The sequence below is a fragment of the Corynebacterium sp. AOP40-9SA-29 genome (assembly GCF_052377405.1).
Lineage (GTDB): Bacteria > Actinomycetota > Actinomycetes > Mycobacteriales > Mycobacteriaceae > Corynebacterium.
Map to the genome: position 1 here is coordinate 257,676 of NZ_JBQSWR010000003.1, position 19,413 is coordinate 277,088.

General features: G+C 59.4%; 19 protein-coding genes. 6 read left to right on the top strand and 13 right to left on the bottom strand.

The window, feature by feature from the left end; all coding sequences use genetic code 11:
- Positions 1 to 229: 229 nt before the first annotated feature.
- On the bottom strand, positions 230 to 496 hold the full coding sequence (locus ACT3SZ_RS07780; RefSeq protein ID WP_444617970.1) for a hypothetical protein: 267 nt from the start codon (positions 494 to 496) through the stop codon (positions 230 to 232).
- Between the two features lie 1,062 nt (positions 497 to 1,558).
- On the opposite strand from ACT3SZ_RS07780, the gene ACT3SZ_RS07785 reads away from it, so the two are divergent.
- The 3 genes from ACT3SZ_RS07785 to ACT3SZ_RS07795 all read left to right on the top strand — a co-directional run bounded on the left by ACT3SZ_RS07785 (position 1,559) and on the right by ACT3SZ_RS07795 (position 5,286).
- A complete protein-coding gene (locus ACT3SZ_RS07785; RefSeq protein WP_444617971.1) occupies positions 1,559 to 3,118 on the top strand; it encodes a GMC family oxidoreductase in 1,560 nt (519 codons plus the stop codon).
- Entirely contained in the window at positions 3,115 to 4,329 is a 1,215-nt protein-coding gene (locus tag ACT3SZ_RS07790) for an MFS transporter (protein ID WP_444617972.1), read from the top strand. The genes ACT3SZ_RS07785 and ACT3SZ_RS07790 overlap by 4 nt, the downstream gene beginning before the upstream one ends.
- A gap of 642 nt (positions 4,330 to 4,971) precedes the next feature.
- Positions 4,972 to 5,286 carry a response regulator transcription factor gene (locus ACT3SZ_RS07795; protein WP_444618069.1) on the top strand — a complete coding sequence of 105 codons (315 nt, stop codon included), beginning with the start codon at positions 4,972 to 4,974 and terminating at the stop codon, positions 5,284 to 5,286.
- A 7-nt stretch (positions 5,287 to 5,293) separates the two neighbouring features.
- Here the strand turns inward: ACT3SZ_RS07795 and ACT3SZ_RS07800 are convergent, their stop codons facing one another.
- The 6 genes from ACT3SZ_RS07800 to ACT3SZ_RS07825 all read right to left on the bottom strand — a co-directional run bounded on the left by ACT3SZ_RS07800 (position 5,294) and on the right by ACT3SZ_RS07825 (position 11,396).
- On the bottom strand, positions 5,294 to 6,424 hold the full coding sequence (locus ACT3SZ_RS07800) for a class II histone deacetylase (RefSeq protein ID WP_444617973.1): 1,131 nt from the start codon (positions 6,422 to 6,424) through the stop codon (positions 5,294 to 5,296).
- Between the two features lie 99 nt (positions 6,425 to 6,523).
- Positions 6,524 to 7,855 (bottom strand): TRAP transporter large permease, encoded by a 1,332-nt coding sequence (locus tag ACT3SZ_RS07805; protein ID WP_444617974.1) that lies wholly within the window; start codon positions 7,853 to 7,855, stop codon positions 6,524 to 6,526.
- 3 nt (positions 7,856 to 7,858) lie between these two features.
- A complete protein-coding gene (locus ACT3SZ_RS07810) occupies positions 7,859 to 8,485 on the bottom strand; it encodes a TRAP transporter small permease subunit (protein ID WP_444617975.1) in 627 nt (208 codons plus the stop codon).
- Positions 8,482 to 9,561 (bottom strand): TRAP transporter substrate-binding protein DctP, encoded by a 1,080-nt coding sequence (dctP, locus tag ACT3SZ_RS07815; RefSeq protein WP_444617976.1) that lies wholly within the window; start codon positions 9,559 to 9,561, stop codon positions 8,482 to 8,484. The genes ACT3SZ_RS07810 and dctP overlap by 4 nt, the downstream gene beginning before the upstream one ends.
- A 108-nt stretch (positions 9,562 to 9,669) precedes the next feature.
- A complete protein-coding gene (locus ACT3SZ_RS07820) occupies positions 9,670 to 10,230 on the bottom strand; it encodes a nuclear transport factor 2 family protein (RefSeq protein WP_444617977.1) in 561 nt (186 codons plus the stop codon).
- Between the two features lie 41 nt (positions 10,231 to 10,271).
- Positions 10,272 to 11,396 carry a flavin reductase family protein gene (locus ACT3SZ_RS07825; RefSeq protein WP_444618070.1) on the bottom strand — a complete coding sequence of 375 codons (1,125 nt, stop codon included), beginning with the start codon at positions 11,394 to 11,396 and terminating at the stop codon, positions 10,272 to 10,274.
- A 416-nt stretch (positions 11,397 to 11,812) separates the two neighbouring features.
- Between ACT3SZ_RS07825 and ACT3SZ_RS07830 the strand changes: the two genes are divergently transcribed.
- The 3 genes from ACT3SZ_RS07830 to ACT3SZ_RS07840 are packed head-to-tail and all read left to right on the top strand — an operon-like array spanning position 11,813 to position 14,042.
- A complete protein-coding gene (locus ACT3SZ_RS07830; protein ID WP_444617978.1) occupies positions 11,813 to 13,138 on the top strand; it encodes an amidase in 1,326 nt (441 codons plus the stop codon).
- Complete coding sequence (locus tag ACT3SZ_RS07835; RefSeq protein ID WP_444617979.1) at positions 13,132 to 13,428, top strand: hypothetical protein; 297 nt, start codon at positions 13,132 to 13,134, stop codon at positions 13,426 to 13,428. Before ACT3SZ_RS07830 ends, ACT3SZ_RS07835 begins: the two co-directional genes overlap by 7 nt.
- Positions 13,428 to 14,042, top strand: a complete 615-nt coding sequence (locus ACT3SZ_RS07840) for a response regulator transcription factor (protein ID WP_444618071.1) — start codon at positions 13,428 to 13,430, stop codon at positions 14,040 to 14,042. Before ACT3SZ_RS07835 ends, ACT3SZ_RS07840 begins: the two co-directional genes overlap by 1 nt.
- A gap of 64 nt (positions 14,043 to 14,106) precedes the next feature.
- Here the strand turns inward: ACT3SZ_RS07840 and ACT3SZ_RS07845 are convergent, their stop codons facing one another.
- From ACT3SZ_RS07845 to ACT3SZ_RS07870, 6 genes are read right to left on the bottom strand one after another with little or no spacing between them, the layout of a single operon-like run.
- On the bottom strand, positions 14,107 to 15,057 hold the full coding sequence (locus tag ACT3SZ_RS07845; protein ID WP_444617980.1) for a PDR/VanB family oxidoreductase: 951 nt from the start codon (positions 15,055 to 15,057) through the stop codon (positions 14,107 to 14,109).
- A 41-nt stretch (positions 15,058 to 15,098) separates the two neighbouring features.
- The gene (locus tag ACT3SZ_RS07850; protein WP_444617981.1) at positions 15,099 to 15,860 is read right to left on the bottom strand and encodes an SDR family NAD(P)-dependent oxidoreductase; all 762 of its coding nucleotides are present in this window, start codon (positions 15,858 to 15,860) and stop codon (positions 15,099 to 15,101) included.
- A gap of 16 nt (positions 15,861 to 15,876) precedes the next feature.
- A complete protein-coding gene (locus ACT3SZ_RS07855) occupies positions 15,877 to 16,401 on the bottom strand; it encodes an aromatic-ring-hydroxylating dioxygenase subunit beta (protein ID WP_444618072.1) in 525 nt (174 codons plus the stop codon).
- Positions 16,394 to 17,716 carry an aromatic ring-hydroxylating oxygenase subunit alpha gene (locus ACT3SZ_RS07860; RefSeq protein WP_444617982.1) on the bottom strand — a complete coding sequence of 441 codons (1,323 nt, stop codon included), beginning with the start codon at positions 17,714 to 17,716 and terminating at the stop codon, positions 16,394 to 16,396. Before ACT3SZ_RS07860 ends, ACT3SZ_RS07855 begins: the two co-directional genes overlap by 8 nt.
- A 25-nt stretch (positions 17,717 to 17,741) precedes the next feature.
- The gene (locus ACT3SZ_RS07865; RefSeq protein WP_444617983.1) at positions 17,742 to 18,104 is read right to left on the bottom strand and encodes a hypothetical protein; all 363 of its coding nucleotides are present in this window, start codon (positions 18,102 to 18,104) and stop codon (positions 17,742 to 17,744) included.
- Between the two features lie 29 nt (positions 18,105 to 18,133).
- Entirely contained in the window at positions 18,134 to 19,264 is a 1,131-nt protein-coding gene (locus ACT3SZ_RS07870) for a flavin-dependent monooxygenase (RefSeq protein WP_444617984.1), read from the bottom strand.
- Positions 19,265 to 19,413: the final 149 nt, after the last annotated feature.

The following is a 19,413-nucleotide window of genomic DNA, read 5'->3' on the forward strand; positions in this document are numbered from 1 at the left end:
TGTGGCTAGCGGTACCAGGAGTTCGTCAGATTTTTACAATCGGGTAATATTCTGGACGCGTAGGGTAAGGTTCCCCTATCTAGATCGTCCGCTCTAGGGCCCAAGTTTCTTGACCTGGCGTGACTGACTACTGCCGGCTCGGCTTCGATCTCGCGAGCGTAGACGATGAGCCCGAGTTACGGGTGGTGCATCGCGTGAGGCTTCGTCAGCGGGGCCCGATTCTCGGTAGCTAGGCCTCTGCAGGCTCTTCTACCGGCTGAAATGGCAGTTCGCGGAAGCGCTCGCCGCGACCGGGCGGCATTGCTGAAGCTCGATGGGGCCCGGCGGACCTGAGCGGGGCGTTCTTGAGTCTCTTGGAGTCTGATCTGGTGGGGTAGTCGGCGATCATGGCCTCGAGGGCCTTCTTGGCGTAGTTTCTCAACCGGGTAAGGACGCTCTTTTCGCCGGATTTTTTCTGTTTCGTTGGTCCGGCGTAGCGGATCAGCAGGCCCAGCACGAATGCTCGTTGGATAACCTCACAATCGAAGACGCGCTAGATGCTCAGGTAGTTCTGCACCAGGATGCTACGAAGCGGGTTGAGCGTGCGGGTGTAATCATGCGCGATGCCATCATCGAGTCTGGACAGCATTTTTAGCGCGGAGAACACCTCAGCGCTGCGGTAGACCGCATGCAGCGTACGTTGCGCGTTGTGCGCGTTGTGTGCGTTGAGGGCAAGCGGTGATGAACGCGTCCTGCGGATTGCTTTTCGCTTGCACGGGGTACAGGTCAGCGACGTTTTCGTATTGCCAGGCCGGGCAGGTCGGACACACCGCAGTCGGTGGCGCGGGCCATGGCGATCAACGGGACTCTCCCGCGGGCTGCGAGATGCCCTGGTGAGCCGCGTCGCTACTAGCCGTCTACGTGCCTCCTGATGACTCAGCGGCAACACCCCGGGACACTCATCCTGGAAAAAGGCGTGAATCGGCCGTGCCGAGGCCATTGTGTTTAGAGGGGGCTTTTGGTAGCAGCGATGAACGCATCCGATAGCTCGAATGTAAGGATCTGGTAGCGCCGATCCCGGAAGATGTCAGGTACCCGAACCACTCGCAGCGGGTACTCCTAGACCTCTGGAAGAGCCACCATGGCCTACTACCGCCAGACTGACCCCGGCCCCATGGCCCGATGAACCGGTAGCTAAGCCGCTACCGGTTCGGCGCATCTCCACTACCGGATACGTTCATCGCCGCTACCAAATTCCTCATCCCAACACATTGACCTGCTCCCGGATTTACGGGGACACCATCAAGGCAACGGGAAGTCCTAAATACTCCAGGCCCTGCAGATTGCGCGAGGATGTACCTCCGTGGGCAACAGGAAGACTGCGATGAGCAAGATTATCGGCCGAAGGCCGGTGGCGCTAAAACTCGTGTTTGTCACCCCTGGCCAATTGGATAGCGCTCTCGGACAACTGGAGGTGTCGGCAGCTGGCTACCGTTTCCAACACGAACGTTGTTGAGTGGGGCGTTGGATCGAAGGTATTCAGTGCTCCTCCTCGAAAAGACGGAGGTCACAGGAGAACATGGACGAAACCGGGTACATCGTCGTCGGTGCAGGGTCCGCCGGGTGTGTTGTCGCTCGACGGCTCATCGATGCAGGTAAGAAGGTCACAGTCGTAGAAGCGGGAGGGTATGACGAGAATCCACTGATCGAGACCGTCTGGTCGTCGGTGCAGCTGTGGCATGGGCCGGAAGACTGGAATTTTACAACGGTGCCCCAGGAACACTGCGCGGGGAGGCGGCTGCACCTGCCTCGGGGCAAGGTCACAGGTGGGTCGCACGCACTCAACGGGACTATCTGGTGTCGTGGCTCGAAGGAGGACTACGACACGTGGTCCTATCTGGGGTGCCCAGGCTGGAGCTGGAATGATGTCCTGCCGACATTCCGAAGCATCGAGAACTTTGATGGTGGAGGATCCGACCTCCGGGGAGAGGACGGGCTGCTAGATGTGTCGCAGGGGTACACCGCCAACCCGATCCAGGAAAGCATCCTCCGTGCGGGAGTGGAGATCGGCCTTCCGCTGGACAAGGACTACAACGATGGTGCGCCTGACGGCATCTCGAGGATGCAGCTCAATGTCCGGGACGGTAAGCGGTTCAACACCTGGCACGCTTACCTGACACCGATTCTCGGGCATGAAAACCTCACCGTCATCACTGGTGCGGAGGTCGACCGTCTGATCATCGATGCCGGCGCGGTGATCGGTATCGAGTACATTCGGGACGGACGGCGGAGCACACTCTACGGCGAAGAGACCGTTCTCGCCACGGGGGCACTGGGGTCGCCGGCGATCCTCCTGCGATCAGGTATCGGGCCGGCCGACGAACTGTTGTCGGCGGGCGTACAGCCAGTGTTCGATCTGCCGGGAGTGGGGAAGAACCTTCAGGACCACCTTCTGGTCCCCGTAGTCTTCACGACCTCGACACCGGTCCCTCCGCCAAGTACAGGTGTGGCCGAAACCCACCACTTCTGGCGGAGCCGACCAGACCTCGCGGTGCCGGACACCCAGCCCATCCACTTCTCCATCCCGATGTATCTCGATGATATGGCGGGCCCGGAGAACGGATTCTCCCTCGTGGCAGGGTTGATCCGACCACAATCCAGGGGGTCGGTGACACTCTCGGGGCCGGATGTGTCCGATGAGCTGTTGATCGACCTCGCAGCGCTCGACAACAACGTCGACCTCAATGCTCTCGTTGCCTCTGTGCGTCAGTGCCGTCGTATGGGCCGCGCGGCATCACTCGCGGAGTGGGGCGCGCACGAGATATATCCGGGAGACGATGTCGGGGACGACGATGATGCCCTCGAGAAATACGTGCGCTCGCACGTCAGCACCTACCACCACCAGGTAGGGACGTGCCGAATGGGAGTGGGCGAGGGATCCGTCGTCGACCCCCGGACGCTCGCTGTCCACGGTGTCACCGGTCTCCGGGTGGCGGATGCCTCAGTCATGCCCTTGGTGACGACAGGAAATACCAATGCCGCCGCGGTTCTCATCGGAGAACGCGCAGCGGAGTTCATCGTCGGGGATTCAACACCCGACGTGAAGTCCGCATCTGACACGATAGGAGAAATGGTGTGACTACCTTGAGACAACCTCTGACCAGTAGGGCGGTGATCGCACTCTGCATGGTCGTCGTGGTGATGGAGGGTTACAACCTGATCACTTTCGGAGTGACTGTCCCCCTACTTCTGGACGACCCGGGACTGGCCATCGATCCTGCCACCACCGGATTGATCGGTGGTGTCGTCTACGCCGGCGGCTTGACAGGCATTCTGATCAGCGGTCCCCTGGCGGACAGGTGGGGCCGCCACCGACTGATGTCTGCCGCCGTCGGTGTTTTTGCAGTCGGCTCGGTGCTTGTCGCGGTGGCTCCGAACGCTACAGTCATCGGTGTTGCCAGGGTGATCACCGGCATCGGCATCGGCGCGGCGTTTACCTCGGCAATGACGCTGGCGCGGAACCATGCTGCGATGAACCGGGCGAGCCTGGTCATCACACTGACCACTGCGGGCGTACCGGTCGGCGGTGTCCTGGCGTCCCTGTTCGGCATCTTCCTCATGCCACACTGGGGGTGGCGGTCAAACTACTGGGCGGGTGCCATCCTGACACTGGTCATTCTGGTTGTGTCACTCATGGGGCGGATTAGGGAGCCCGACGAGGTACAGAACTCGGCGCTGGCACCCTTCCGCCGTTTGACGGCACTCTTTCAACCGACGACACGCGTTCTCGTCCTATTTGTTGCACTCGCCAGCGTCATGAACCTCGTGACCTGGCTGGGGCTCAATGCCTGGCTCGCTGAAGCGATGCGGAGCAGCGGGTTCACCTTGACTCAGGCCCTCACCTTGACTTTCGTCCTCACCGGCGCAGCGGTGATCGGCTCATGGTTTACCGCAACTGCCGGTGACCGTTTCGGTCCGGCCCGCATTGCGGTCCTCTGTGCTGCCCTGACACTGGTCGGACTGATGGGTTTGATGTCCGGGCCCACCGCGATGGCCGGGGCGGTCGTGTTCGTCGCTTTACTGGGAATCGGGGGGCATTCGACACAGAACCTCATCAGTGCAGCGGCAACCAACCACGTGGCTCCTCCGCTCCGAGGGACGGTTATCGCGATCACCAACGCTATGGCGTACGTCGGTTCATTTCTCGGTCCGGTTGTCGGCGGCGCTGTTTTCGGTGCGGGAGGCGCGACGAGACTGTTCAGCGTCTATGCAGTCTTCGCAGCTGTCTGTCTTGTCACCTGTGTAGGTATCGTGGTCGGTGGACGTCGGGGCCGTACTGTCGTGGAGTAGCTGGGGTGAAAAGTGGTCGTGGAAGGAGAATTCGGCAAGGCCGACTTGGGCAAGCGCCGGCGTGACCTCGTCACATCCCTTCAGCTCCTTCGTCGACTTGTTCCTTACGACGCAGCGCAGGTCCTGCGAAGCGAGAATGGGACGAAGCCCTCGGAAATCTGTCGGACGGGCTACTCAGCCAATACCGCATGGGCCCTGGCTCATATGTTTCCAGCCGTAGACACGCGCCGATTCACGTACGAAATGAGTGACAGCGCGCCCCTGCCCCCGACAATTTCCACTGCAGGTGTGGGCAGCGGCTTCACCTCGTCCCGACTTTTCCGGGACCATCTCGCCAGGGAAGGTTACGCGGAGGGAATGTCCCTAGTTCTGCACCACGTGGACGGGCCGGTGGGAATGGCTCACTTCTCGAGCAGGACGGAGGGAGCGTTTGACGGTAACCCACGAGAAGCCGCACTGGCGGTGTCCGGCTTGTTGGGAAGTATTGTTGCGATATTCCCTGGTGGCGAGGAACTCCCGCGTGATGATGCCCATTCTGCTGCTGAACAGTGGCTATTGGAGGATGCTCACTTCGTGAGGCATCTTCGCGAGTTCTGCCGGAGCCACCTCACGTCCATCGACCACTTGTGGGATCTCGACGGCATGTTGATCAGCGTCGATATTGTTCAGCCGGGACGGGTTGTCGCGCGTCCGGCCGATGCCACAGCCACGCGTGGGCTTACTCGACAGGAACTACAGGTGCTCAGTGCGCTGTGCTGCGGGGTAGGGAATGCGGAGATAGCATCGCGCCTACATTTGGGGCGTCGGACCGTGGAAACATATCTCGGTTCACTCCGGCAGAAGTTGGGAGCGGCGAGCAGGCTCGAGGCAGTCCTCATCGCACTCGGGGCCGGACTTTACGTACCGCACCCGGAGCGCGCACCGCTCGGACAGATCATCCGTGGTTCGTCTGGATGAGCCTCGATCAGGGGGTTGGGACGTTCTTCACGAGTTCCTGCGCTTTCGCGACCGCGAGGCGTTGATGGTCGTAAAGGTCATCCACGCCCTGGGGATCGAGAACCGGCGAATAAGGGTCGCCGAAACCTGTTTCGACGCTCGTGAGGACCTCCAGAACCCCGAGCCCGCACACGGGGACGTAGTACGGGCTGTAGCCGCCCTCCTGGATGAAGACGACCTTGCCCTCACACAGGGAGTCTGCAGCATCCAGGATTAGACGGGTCAGAGTCTTGAATCCTTGCTGGGTGACCATCTGACGCGCGAGCGGATCCATCGCAGCGGCATCGAATCCGCTGGCGACAAGGATTAATTCCGGCTGGAACGCTTCAAGTGCGGGAACGACGACATCGCGCATGGCCAGCTCGTAGACGGCATTGCCACTGCCCGGAGGAAGGGGCACATTGAGTGCCGCTCCTGATCCTGCTCCAGCTCCGTTGTCCTCCCGGAATCCTGACTCCGGCGGAAAACACCGATCCTGGTGCATCGAGATAGTGAGGACACTGGGGTCGTCCCACCAGATGTCCTGGGTGCCATTTCCGTGGTGGACGTCCCAGTCGACGACGGCGACTCGTGATATACCGAGGACGTCCCGTGCGTATGCGGCGGCGACAGAGACATTGTTGAACAGGCAGAAACCCATTCCACGTGCTCGTTCTGCATGGTGTCCGGGCGGATTGATCAGCGCGTATGCGGTGTCGACCTCTCCTTCCACCACGGCGCGCACGGCCTCGATCGCGCCACCGGAGGACCGTTGCGCGATCTCGTACCCACCTCGACCGAATGGACTGGCTCCATCACCGGCGTCGCCACCTTTAGCGTTCTCCGACTGGGACCGGATGTGTTCCACGTGCTCAGCGGTGTGGACCCGGTGCAAGTCCTCAAGCTGGGCCGGAGTGGCTTTCAACGGTGTCAGGACGTCAGCCAGCGGCGAGATCTGGACAGCTTCATGGAACCGGCGCTTGGTGTCTGCGTGGGCGATATGGTGGCTGATGGGTTGGAGGCCGAGGGAAGGATCAGCAGGCGTGAACCCGCCGCTTCCACTGTCCACCCATCCGTAGAGGGTGTCCCAGAGATATCCGACCTGTCGATGTGGTGCCATGATGATGCTCCTGGTCTGATGGTGTGTGTTGATGGAGAGTGCCGTTCACACTATTTCCTCGAGGAATGGAACTGGTACCGGGAAAGTACGGTATCTGTGTCACCCGGCCATGAGTTGCGGCAGGAACGTCACTAGCCACGGCAGCAGGCAGAGAATGAGGATGACGACCAGGTCAGAAATGATCCAGGGGATCGCAGCCCGGTAAATCGTGAACAGTGGTAGCCAGGGTGCCGTGGACTTCATGACGAAGAGACCCATGCCGAAGGGCGGAGAGATATTCCCGATCTGCAGGGTGACGAGAACGATGATGGAGAACCATACGGGGTCCCAGCCGAACTGCGTCACGATCGGCATGAGCAGTGGTGCTGTGATCAACATGATCGATGCCTGGTCGATAAAACATGAGAGGACGACTAGGAGCAGGACGATGAGCAACATCATCAGGGCTCCGTTGGTGATGCTGCCGGATACCCACTGGACGAGGCCCGCGGTAGCGCCCATGTAGGCCATGATCTGTGAGTACAGGGTGGAAGCCATGACGAGGATGAAGATCGTACCCGTGATGCGAATGCTGCCGACCCCTGCTCCTAGGAGTTCCTTCAGCGAGAATCGACCGCTGGCAAAGGCGAGAACGATGGATGCGAGCGCTCCGAAGGCAGCTGCCTCGGTGGGAGTTGCAATCCCTGTAAAAATCACCACGAGCACCGTGATCGCGATGATTCCTGGCAGCAAGAGATTGCTAAGGAAGCCTCGCGCGATCTCTGCAAGGGAACGTCGTGGAGGAAGATTCTGTGCGGAGTCAGGAGATGATTCGCCGACTGCGGCCTTCCTGCTCTTCCACAGGACGATGGTCACGTAGCCGAGGGCCATGAGGATGCCGGGCACGATTCCTGCGATCAGGAGAGGCCCGATGGAAACATTGGCGACACCGCCCCAGAGGATCGCCAACGCGCTCGGGGGGAACACCATCGCCAGTCCGCCCGCCGCGAGAATGGAGCCCGCGGAAAGACGGGTGTCGTATCCTGCAGACTTCATCTGGGGCAGCAATGTGCGACTGAGCAGTGCTGTGTTGGCCAGCGATGAGCCGGACAGGATGCCGAAGGCACTGCCGCCGGCAACCGCCACCATGGGCAGACGCCCAGGAACGCGGCGGAGCAGTTTCGCGATTTCGACGATGGCGTCCTGGGCGATGCGTGCCCGGAACAACACGTCGCCCATGAGGATGAACAGCGGAATTGCAGTGAACGTGAAGCTGTTGACAGAACTGATCACGCTTAGACTCAGGAGGCGGGACGTGACTTCGATGTCACCGAAGATCAGGAGTGAGGCCACGATTCCCACGGCGAAGATGCCGAAGGCGACGGGGATCCGCAGGAACAGAACGAGGATGAGGGCCAGTATGTAGACCGGCAGAAAGATGTACCACTCCATGACCTAGGCTTCCTCTCGCTGAACTCGGGTGGATGCGGCCTCGGGCCGTCTGGATGCGCGAGCAGTTCTTATCGACCGGATGAGGTAGAAGACTGTGGCATGGAGCAATACGGCGAACCCCACGAACACCGCCAGTGACAGCCAGTACCGGTGAATGGCAAGTTCCCCTGCCATGGTCGTCTTCGTGTTCCAGTCGTTGACGAGCAGTTCCAGTGCGCTGAATGTCAGGAACAGGGCCACGACAAGCTGCACGACAGCTCCGATCAGCTGGCCGACGACAACCAGGAGCGGACGGTTAAACATGTCGAGAATCTCGACCTTGAAATTGTCGTCCGCTGCGGTGGCAGCCGGGACCACCAGGACGGTAATCAGTACCATCGCCAGGGCAGAGAGCTCGACTGCACCGAGAACTCCGTGCCCGGTGAAGCGCATCACCACGGTGACGGCGATGAAAACGGCCAGGACAAGTATGACGCCGGCCCCGAGGTACTCGAGGGCACGTTCCGGCAACCAGGTGCGCGCGGAGATGTCCGTGGTGTCGTTGACCGAGTCGGGAAGTGCTTCAAGCACCACTTCCGCGCTGTCCGTCGGCACGACCGGACCGTCAGTACGGGGAGTCTGCGAATTCATTGCGTGTCCTCCTGAAGTTCCTCGGTGTCAGCGATGAAGGCACCGCCGGGAACTCGGTCGTAGCCGCGACCTTCAAGCGGAATGTCGTAAGCGTCGCGGAGGTCAGCGGCAGCCGGGGAGGTGGTCAGAATCCGATCCCAATCCAGGTCTTCCCAGCCGTCGACGTAGGCGAGTTCAAGCAGAGCCTCGGAGTCATCGTCGTTGAGTCGGGTCTCACGGACACCGGCGTCATGCCATTGCTGCGTCTCTTCCACCGTACGTTCGAGGTAGTGATTGAAAATTTCGGGCTCAGTCTCAGCAAGGGTGTCGGTTAGCGCCGCCTGCGTGCGTGCATCGAGTCGGTCCCATGCCCCTTCGTTCATCAGGAGGTTGGCCACAGACTCGTAGAACCGCGGTGCCAGGTCGTAGTTCACCACCCCTTCCAGTCCCAGGCTCGATGGGCCGACGGAGGCCCAGGTTGCGCCGGAGACGACGTTGCGCTCCAATGCTGTGTAGACCTCGCCGCCAGGAAGGTCGACGGGCACACCGTGCATACGACTGACCATGCCGGAGGTCGCCGACGATGTACGGTACGAGGCTCCATGAAGGTCGAGCCCCTCGATTTCGCCGCTGCTTAAGATGACCTGTGGCATCCCGGCAACTGCGCGCCCGAGGTACGTGACCCCGAGTTGTTCCCGGTGGATCTCGTCGTAGATTTCCACGACACCGTTGTCGCGCTCCTCCATCGGTGTGAATGGCGTGAACCGTGCGAGCTCCATGGCAGGAACCTGGTCGACGTAATAGTCACCGGGCATGATGCCCATGTCGAATACTCCAGCAGACACTCCTTCGATGAGGAGGTTTGGGGCCATCACTTCCGGCCCGCCTTTGAAATCGATGGTGATCCAAGGCGCTGTCTCCTTCAGTTTGTCGATGAACATGAAGACACCCTCATTATTGGAGTGGTTCTTCGCGAAACCACTCGCGAGGGTAATAGTCACGTCGCCGCTTGCCTCGTCAGCGGCGGAAGAACAACCGGCGACGAGAAAAGGCACGAGAAGTATCGCCAACAACCTTTTCTTGAATAAGACGAGCATGCTGCCTCCTGCAGTCATTTCATCGGGATCTGCGGTGTCTACCGGGAAGATGAGCCATCCCTCGTGGGGTAGGTGTAAAAACGCGGGGCTCCCAGCAGTTGGTGCTGTCTATCGGACGAGCACGGACTGCGTGGGATAACTCCCGGCGAAATTGTCGGGGAGATCAGAGATGAAGACGTTTTCCGTTCGGGTCCGAGTCACTCGCCATACTCCGTCTTCCTTTCGGAAGGCGTTGTTGAGGCGGCTTGAGCGGAGAAGAGAAGTACCGTCTGAGAAGAGCCAGGGCTGCATGTGTATCCACGCGCCCTCTGCGATGTCTCCGCCGACAGCAATTTGCTCCGACGTCAGGTAGTGTGCGTTGAGAATGAGTTTGGGGTTCTGATCCTCGGGCCAGAAACGGTTGAAGTGGGCGCGGATTGCTTCTTTCCCCTCGGCTCGGCCAAACTGACCGGTGTAGTACTCGCCAACTCCTTCCCATACTGCATCATCTGTGTAAAGGTCTAGGATGAGTTCGATTCGCTCTTTGTCGCTCACCGGAGGATAGACGGGGCAGGGGGTGTCGCACAGCAGCATGTAGCGTGCTTGAACACGACGAATTTCTGCTTCGGATTCTAGCGTCTCGACTCGTGCGGTCAGTTTTTCGATGACGTGATTAGTGTCTTCATGCATTGTGGTGCTCCTTGGGCTGAAGGAAGGGAAATGGATGGCTGTTAGTGATTTTCGATGCGTCGGACGACAGCCTGCGCTTGGGCGATCCATTCGCTGACGTTTCGTCCAACGACGTCCTGGGGAAGTTGGGCCAGACGTAAGGTCATCGTGTGCTCGCCGGCAGGGTCTCGGACTGGGAAGACGATCGACCCGACGTTGTAGCGTTCGTCGCACGTGATCTCCCGCTGGGCGTAGTCGACGGTGGTGCTCCCGATCAGCTCGCGTATGGTTTTTTCGGCGAACGGAGTAAGTGGACCTTCCAGATACTCCTTGGTCGCTTCGATCATCTGTTCATAAGCGGCACTTCCTTCCTCAGGAAGATGGGAGATGACGTAGCCGTTGTCGTTGAGCATCTCGAGGCGGCGGCAGTGGTTTTTCCGAACTTCATCGGATGGATGGCCGAGTTTGCCGAGCCAACGCTCGCGGACTTCCTCAGGCTTGTCGAAGAGGTAGGTGTCTCCAATAGGAGGAACGATCGGGACGCGGCTTGCGAAACGGTGCTCGGGAGACACACCTGGTCCGAGCGCGGAGTAGACCGTTGCGAACTCATCCTCGCTGAGCGCGGCGTAGACGATGACTTCGCAGCCGATTGACTTCGCAAGAGATTCGAGATCGTCGTCGGCACTGTGTGCGGCGTGGATGGCGGGAAGTGAATCGTGCCTGAGGCGTCCCATCATTGTAGATCCGACGAAACTCCCGTATCCGCCCTGGAAAAACAATAGCGGAGCGACCGCGTTCGTCACCTCCAGATCATGGACGCGGCATAAGACGATCCAGTGATCACCAGCCTCGATTGTCTCTGAGATTGTTGTGTCGATCCAGGCGATTGAGTTCTTGAGAATCGGGTCGCCCGCGGGAGAGGGGTACCATTCGATTCCGTCTAGTTTGTTCTTCCACCGTTGGGCGATGGATAACATCTCGGATTCTTGTTCGCCGCCGAAGATATTGATGCACAGTGAGGAGCACTCTTGCATTTTCTGGAAGGTCTTCGACGTCTTCATTGGCATGAATGAAACCAATGGAGGATCGAGGGAGACCGACGAGAACGTGCCGACTACCATGGCGAGTAGTTCCCCGTCTGCGGCGCGTCCGGTGACGACGGCAACTCCGGTGGGATAATGTCCCATCGTGTGCCTGAATGCGCGCGGGTCAAACTCGGTGGAGAGGGGATATTCATTCACTTTGATTGCTCCTTTTATTGCGGGCACAATTGTGGTGGTGGACGTTCAGTCAGGGGTTCCGGGCGGTTAAGAAACAAAGCTAGGGCAGGGCTGACTTACGGCACCACGCGGGAAACCTTTAGATCCCGTGTCGAGGCCGTGGGTATGGCGGTGAACGACGGGAAGGGCAGAGACGACCAGATAAATAAGGGGAGGGTACCCTTAAGTTTCGACTCCGGGTTTCCTTTAGTCGGTAAAACTGGGCACTTCGCGGTTCGGTATATTAACCTTGGCACTCAAAAGATCATTGGGTGATCGGCATCATGTTCACGCATGGGAGTGCTGCTGGTCACGGGTTTAGATCCTCGAAGGAAGGATTCATCATGACGCTCGCGCACCGCACACAGTCGGTGGAGCACCGGGTGAGAGACGTTCGCGACGGCCACACCTCCGCCCGGGAGTGTGCAGATCAGCACCGCCGAGAAATCATCCGGTACGAACCGCGTCTGAAGGCATGGGTCGAGTTCGCTGACCTCGACAAGGATGACAACGTGCCTTTACACGGTCCTTTGGCCGGACTGTCTGTGGGGGTCAAAGACATCATCGACGTTCGGGGGTACGCCACGCGGTGTGGGTCTCCGACGTCTGATCCGAAGCCGAAGGAAGCCGACGCAGCGTGTGTCGCCCGTCTGCGGGAGCTCGGCGCAACCGTTCAGGGGAAGACAGTCACCACGGAGTATGGCTATTTTTCACCCGGCCCCACGACCAACCCCTTTAGTGAGACCGCAAGTCCGGGAGGGTCCTCGAGCGGATCAGCGGCTTCGGTGGGTGCCGGTACTGTTCCCTTCGCATTGGGCACCCAGACCGCCGGGTCTCTTACCCGGCCGGCGTCTTTCTGCGGTGCAGCGGGTCTGGTCTTGACTCGGGGTGCGACATCCCTAGCGGGTGTTACCGGATTGAGCGAGTCGCTAGACTCCCTTGGCTTCCTTGCTCGCTCGGTGGAGGACTTGGGCTTCGTTCACCGAGCCTTCTTCGATTTACCGGAGGAGGGGGCCGTTGGTCGAGACTCTTTCCCCGATGTCAACGCGCTCCTCTGGGACGGTTCCGGAATGTTGAACCTCGACTGCACCATGATGCAACTTCTACACGCGCTTCCGCATCTGTTGGAGGAGCTGGGTATCGCATCTTCGCCGCTGGATTGGGACGACCACATACGATCGTTGGTCGACGATCACCGGACGGTCATGGCCTATGAAGCTGCTGCCGGCCTCGGTCAAACGTTGGGGTCTCTGCGAGGGGAAGTATCCGACCAGTTGGGCCAGTTGTTCAGCGATGGAGAGGTCATCGAGGAGCAGCACGTCAACGAGGCCCTGTTCCGGCGAGACGTTTCGCTGACGGCACTAACACGTTGTCTGGGGAAGACCGGGCTGGTGATCGGGCCGGCAGCGAAAGGGCCGGCTCCGATGATGAGCACCGGTACCGGTTCTCCCGAGCTCAGTCGACCGTGGCAGTTACTCGGGCTGCCCGTGATCACCGTGCCCGGTGCCCGTACGGGCGCGGGAATGCCTCTGGGTATTCAGATCATCGGGCCGAAAGGCAGTGAGTCGATGCTCTTGGAGATCGGAGCGTCACTGGAGCCCTTGCTCCGAGATCTTCCCTCATTCAGTGAGGTAGACGGAGTCCCCACTCTCAAGGAGATGAAATGGTAAACAGCTCGGACACTCTTATCCGCCCTCGTCCAATAAACCATTACCGCATGTTCCTCACCTGCTACGGAGATAAGTTCACCTACGGTTGGCACCATGTAGACCTGTTTGTTCACGATGAGCTCGGTCGAGAAGTCAACTGGGTGCACTGGACCGTCGAGGCGGATGGTCCGGAGGCGGCAGATGTTTCTGTGCGGAAGGAGGAGCCGGACTTGGTTCGCACCACGCCGTGGGAGCACAATGTCAGTGAATTCGGCATGCACTACTGGACTGCAGAAGCCGCGTGGGACTGATGGAGAACGTTCCAGTCGTCTATATCGTCGACGATGATCCCGATCTCTGTGATTCGGTCGCTTGGCTTTTGGATAGTGCTTGTATTGAAAGTGTCGTATGCCACAGTGCCGCAGAGTTCCTCGGGCGTTTCGATCGGACCCGTCCGGCCTGTATGGTGCTGGATGTCCGGATGCCGGAGATGAGTGGCCCACGTCTCCAGGAAAAGTTGACGGACATGGCACCATACGTGTCGATCATATTCGTGTCCGCCCACGGGGATATCCGGATGTCGGTCGACACCATAAAGGCCGGGGCACAAGACTTCCTGGAGAAGCCGTATGATCCTCAGAAGCTTCTCGACGCGGTGCAACTCGGGGTGGAGAATGCCCAGGGGAACTTTGAGCATTATAGGAGAAAGGCAGATGTGGCCCGCAAAGTCGAGATGCTTACTCCGCGAGAGCGTGAGGTAATTGCGATGGTAGTGGAGGGGCTTCCGAGCAAGTCGATCGGTCGGCGTCTGGGAATGAGTGTCAAGACTGTCGATGTCCATCGGACCCGAATAAAGACGAAGACAGGCGCCGAGAGTATCGGCACATTCGTTCGGGATATCTTGCGCTACGGTACGCCACTCTAAATTGAACAGCCGGAAATCCCCGTGCAGGTGCACTGGGGAGAGCCGGTGGATCCATCAGTCGACGTCAGAAGTAGTCTAAGACAAGCCTTGGCGTCTTCGATCGCGAGATGCACACCGCCATAGTTTCGTTGGCATCCCGTTCTGATGATGTCAGAACATTGTCCCGGTGATCGGGAGTCCCCTCGAGTACCTCCATGATGCAGGTTCCGCAGATCCCTTCCCTGCAGGACGTGTCGATCTCTGCGCCGTTGTCGTTGAGGATATCGACGATGCTCCGGTCCGCGGGGATGTCAAATTCTTCGCCCTCGAGCTCAACGACGAAAGCGGTGTTTTCTGAGTCGTCCACCGGGTCGCCGGCATGGAAGTTCTCGAAGTGGATATCGCTGTCGGTGAACCTTTCCGAGACAACGCCGGTGACCTTGTTCATGAATCCCTGTGGGCCGCACATGTATACGTGACTTCCCTGAGGGGCGTCATCACGCAGACGTTCAAGTATTTTTGTCTGATCGTCTCTGGAGATGCCTAGGTGAGCATGAAGTTTCTCCGGGCATTTCTCCTGGAGGATCGGAAGAAAAGCCGCATCCTCCTCGGAAGAAGCAAAATAGTGGAGTTCGAAACTGATGTCGCGGACGTCCATGTATCGAGCCAGGCTGTGCATGGGGGTGATCCCGATGCCTCCGGCGATGAGGATATGATGAGTGGCTTCTTCCGCGAGGCCGATGAGATTACGTGGTTCGGAGATTTTCAGATGATCACCGACCTTTAGCGAATGCAGCGCGGCGGACCCGCCTCGGGACTCATCCTCGCGTTTGACCGCCACCACATACGCATCGTCACCGTCTGGCCGGCCACACAGAGAATACTGTCTCGTGATGGCCGTCGGGCCTTCGACATCGATGTGTGCCCCCGGCGTGTAGTGCCCTATCGGGGTACCGTCCGGCATGCTCAGGTAGATGGAGATGATGGTGGGTGTCTCGTGGACGATATTCGCCACGACAACTTCCTTGAGTCCCATTGTTGTTCCCTGTCGTGAGTGTGCGTTGGAACGAAGACCTTCTAACGGAGGTACAGGCCTCCGTTGATGTCCCAGCAGGCGCCGGTGACGAAGTAGGCGTTCGGCTGTGTCAGCAGTGACACGGTGTCGGCGATGAATTGCGGGTTGCCCAACCTGTGGACTGGGATTCCATCAACGATCTGTTCCATCTTGTGCCCAACCGTGTCGTGAACGATTGAAACGTCGTGGGGCCCTGGGGAGATCGCGTTGACGGTGACTCCGGACGAAGCAAGCTCTTTGGCGAAGATCTTCGTCGTCGTCAGGATCGCGCCTTTAGAGGCGGCGTAGTGTGCACCGGTAGCGGTACCACCGTTCTGCCCGGCGAGTGATGCCTGATTGACGATACGTCCATAGCCCTGTTGGGCCATCGCCGGACCAAAGACTTGGCAGCCGAAGAAGATACTGTTGGCATTGGTCGTGAGAACTTCGTCGAATTCATCGGTGTCCAACTCAAAGACATCTGCGGCTCGGGTGACCGCTGCATTGTTAACCAGGATGGTCGGCGTTCCCCAGTGGTCGGTGATCCGGTCGAGGGCATTGGTGAACCCCTCCTTGCGGGAGACGTCCAGTTCCAGAGCGAGGGCGGAAGAGCCATCGGGCGAGAGCTCCTCCGCAAGGGCTGCCGTCTTTTCCATGTTGCGTCCGGTGACGACAACCTTGTGTCCGTCAGCGTGGAGTCGGCGGGTGATGAAGCTGCCGAGGCCACCGGCGGCACCAGTTACGACGGCTAGTCCGGATTGCGGCTGTGATGCTGGTTTGGTCATGTCTGCCAATTCCTTTCTAGATGAGGAAGCCAGCGGCGCCGATGGCGTCCTGACAGTCGATGAGACGGGCGACTTTCTGGACGATGAGGTCGCTGGCACCGTCGCCTTCTGCGGTGAGCCGGATTCGATGGGTGAGTTCGGCACCCAGGTTTCGGGTTTCGCTACGTTTGTGGGCGGTAATGATCTGTGCGGAACGGACCACCACCTCACTCTCCGAGAGTTCTACGATCTCAAACCGGGAAACAGTTCGGATGGTCGTGGCCGCGGCGACTGCACTGGGGGAGAAACCCTGGATGAGTCGCTCGACCCGGAGGTGCCGCATACGGGAGTCGTCATAGATCATGTTGAGCGAGTTTTCGAAATCCTCGGTCTCCGGGTCGACCGGCACGATGTAGTAACCGTCCTCGCTGAACAGTTTCTCCCACGCGGGGTAGTCCTTCCGGTCCAGGAGCGCAGCCTCGTACCAAATAAGCTCTATTGCACGCTGGATGCGCGTATCCGAGAGAAACGGCGTCACGGTACGCGTCACCGGATCAGACATCTGCGTTGCCGGCGTTGTCTGCGTCGTCATTGCTCATCATCCTCTTCCACATGTAATACGCCTCACGCATCCCCGTTTCATCGGTGACGTGCGAGGTCGGCCAGTTCTCGTCCTCGGTGGTGTATTCGCGGCCGAGACCACGGTTGATCATGATCGGCATCGACGGGTTGCCGCCTGACCCGATCTGAACGCGGTCCCACCCTTCGGAATCATCAGGACTGCCGAACCCGAATGGCCCCTGGAAGTGTTCGTGGATCCGGAGTCGCTCACGGTTGACAGACTCCGGCCCGCCGTCCATGCCTAAGGCCATATGCCATATCTCCGTCTCGTTGACGGAGATCGGGATGAGGACCCGGAAGAATGCCGAGGACATGGCGATGTTCGGGAACATGTTCAGGTTGAATCCGCATCCGTGCATCGAGCGCATGTAGCGTCTGACCATCTCGGGACTCTCACCGGCGTCTTCGAGCTCCTTGACGATGTGATTGAATCGCGGCTGGATTTCCTCGGAACCGTCGTCGTCGTCGAGGTCCATGTGGGCGGTAGCCATGATGCTCACGCTATGTCCGTGGCCCAACGCATGTGTTTCTGCCGCCGGGTCGTCCATGAAAGACATCATGTCGGCCGTCTCGGAGTCGACGGAGGCCATCCACGACTTGTGGACCATGGGGAAGTGGTAGCCGTCTGTTGTGTTCTCGAGCTGGATCTTCCAGTTGCCCTTGAAACGGAACTTATGGGTGCCGATGACCTTGCAGGGGTAGCCGTTGGTCTGCTTGAAGAAGCGGTCCATCCAGATTTTCGCGTCCCCAAGGTGATCATCAAGGGGCTCAATGTCATCGTTGAACGTGGCGAAGATCATCCCGAGGTAGCTCTCGGTGCGAAGCTTCTGCAGCCCGAAATCCTTCTTGTCGATCAGCCCCTCGTAACCGTCAGGGTAGGGGATGCCCCGCAACCGTCCATCGTGGGTGTACGACCAGTTGTGGTAAGGACAGGTGAAGCCGTTCGCTTTGCCACTACGCTGGTCACAGACCGTCGCACCCCGATGCCTGCATCTGTTAAGCAGAGTATTGAAATTGCCCTTACGGTCGCGGTTGACGATTACCGGCTGGTCTCCCACCCAGGTGGTCTTGAACGACCCAGACTCAGGTATCTCGCTCTCGTGGGCCACCCACACCCAGGTGCGGTAGAAGATTCTCTTCATCTCCTCCTGGAAAATATTTTGGTCGGTGTATAGCTGTCCGGCCACTCGGTCGTCGTCGACCAGGTTGGCGAAGTTGCTACGCGAGCTGCTGGGTATCCGTGTAGGGATTGTCATTGGTCAGTTCCTCTCTCTGGCGTGATCAGAGCGCGACATCATCGCGGATGGTCAGTTCTCTGCCCATGCGAGCTTCGATGGTGAAGTATCGCCACAGGGCATGTTCGTCGACCATGATGGTGCGAAGGAGGTTGCAGGCCTCTTGGACGGTCGGTTGATTGCGGACATCGGCGAGAAGGTAGAAGGTCCAGGGCCACCCGGTGGACGGGCCGACCATGTGGGCGTCATCGTCGAACGTGCCGATGATGTCTACGCCGTCCATGTCCCGGAGTCTGGTCAGGAACGTCTGGGTCGCGATCCATACTTTGCCGATGTCGTCTTTCGGCAGGTCGAAGAAGTTCTGGTTGTTTCCTACGCAGAACAATGTGCGAAGTGGTGAATCAGTCATGGTCTCTCTTCTCGATTTCGGTGGGACAGTCAGGGGAAACTGGGAATGGTCGGTTCCAGTCCTAGGAGGAGCGCTCCGCCGGCTTCAAACGTGTTCTCCTGGAGCATCGCGTGTTGGGCTGGAACGAGGCCGTCCTGCACGAACCGCTGCAACGGGTGGCTGTTGAAGATGGCGCCGGTGCCAGCCAGGTCAAATGCTGTCAGCACGACCTTTCGTCCAACCTGGGCTGCATGCGATGCGGCTATCCGCAGCATCGCTTTGTCGTCGGCGGTGATTTCCTCACCCGATATTGCTTTGTCCCAGACCGCTTCGGTGGTCTCGTAGAAGAACGCCCGGGCGGAACGGAGGTCGGCTTCGGCGTGAGCGAGGCCGAGTTTGTAAACGGGACGGTTACCCTTGGCAGCTCCGCCAGTCACGGACGCACTGGCGGAGCCAGTGTCGCGGAGGTAGTCGAGTGCACCTCGGCCTGCTCCGAGCGCAGTCACCGCCAGTACCTGGGCGGCGTAAGCGAGCGCCGGATACCTGGTGATCGGCTCGTCGATTGTCGGGGTTCCGCCTCGGATAAAGGTCAGTTCTTCGGGGATAAACAGGTCGGTGACCCGGACATTGTGGGAACCCGTGGATTTCATCCCCGCCACATCCCAGTTCTCGATGATCTCGACATCACCAGGATGGACGAGCGCAGTCAGCGGGCGGCCTGCAGTCTCTGGCCCTCCCCGCAGGCCGATGCCGAGAATGTCGGCACCCTTGCATCCCGAAGCGAAGAACCAGGTGCCATTGGCGACCCAGCCTCCCTCGACCTTCTCCGCCTCGATCATGGGAAACATGCCGCCGGCGAAAACAACGTCAACACTGTCTGCGTAGAGCTTCTCTTGCGTGTCGCGTGGAAGCGCAGAAAAATAGGTCAGCGCTGAGCCGAAGCTGGCCACCCAACCGGTGGAGGGGTCGATGGCCGAGATCTGTTCGATCTGGCGCATGAACTCGGCGGGGGGTTGTGGTTCTCCGCCGAAAGTAGCCGGCGTAGCCGCCCGGTACAGTCCCGCCTCGACCAGGAGGTTGACGTAGTCCTTGGGAACATGCCCGAGAAGGGTGAACTCATCCCTCCGCTCACGGAGGACCGATAGCGCATGGTCGAAGGCCGCCTGTCGTTCCGTGCCCATCGGCGCGGCCTCGGTTGTGAATCGAACTTGGTCGAGTAGCACTAGTCCTCCAGATGGCTTGGTGAATTATCCACATACGACGTTATGTTTCTGGGCAGGGCGCTGACTATCGGGAAATCCCGTCCCGTTGGTACAGGAATCTTTAGTGC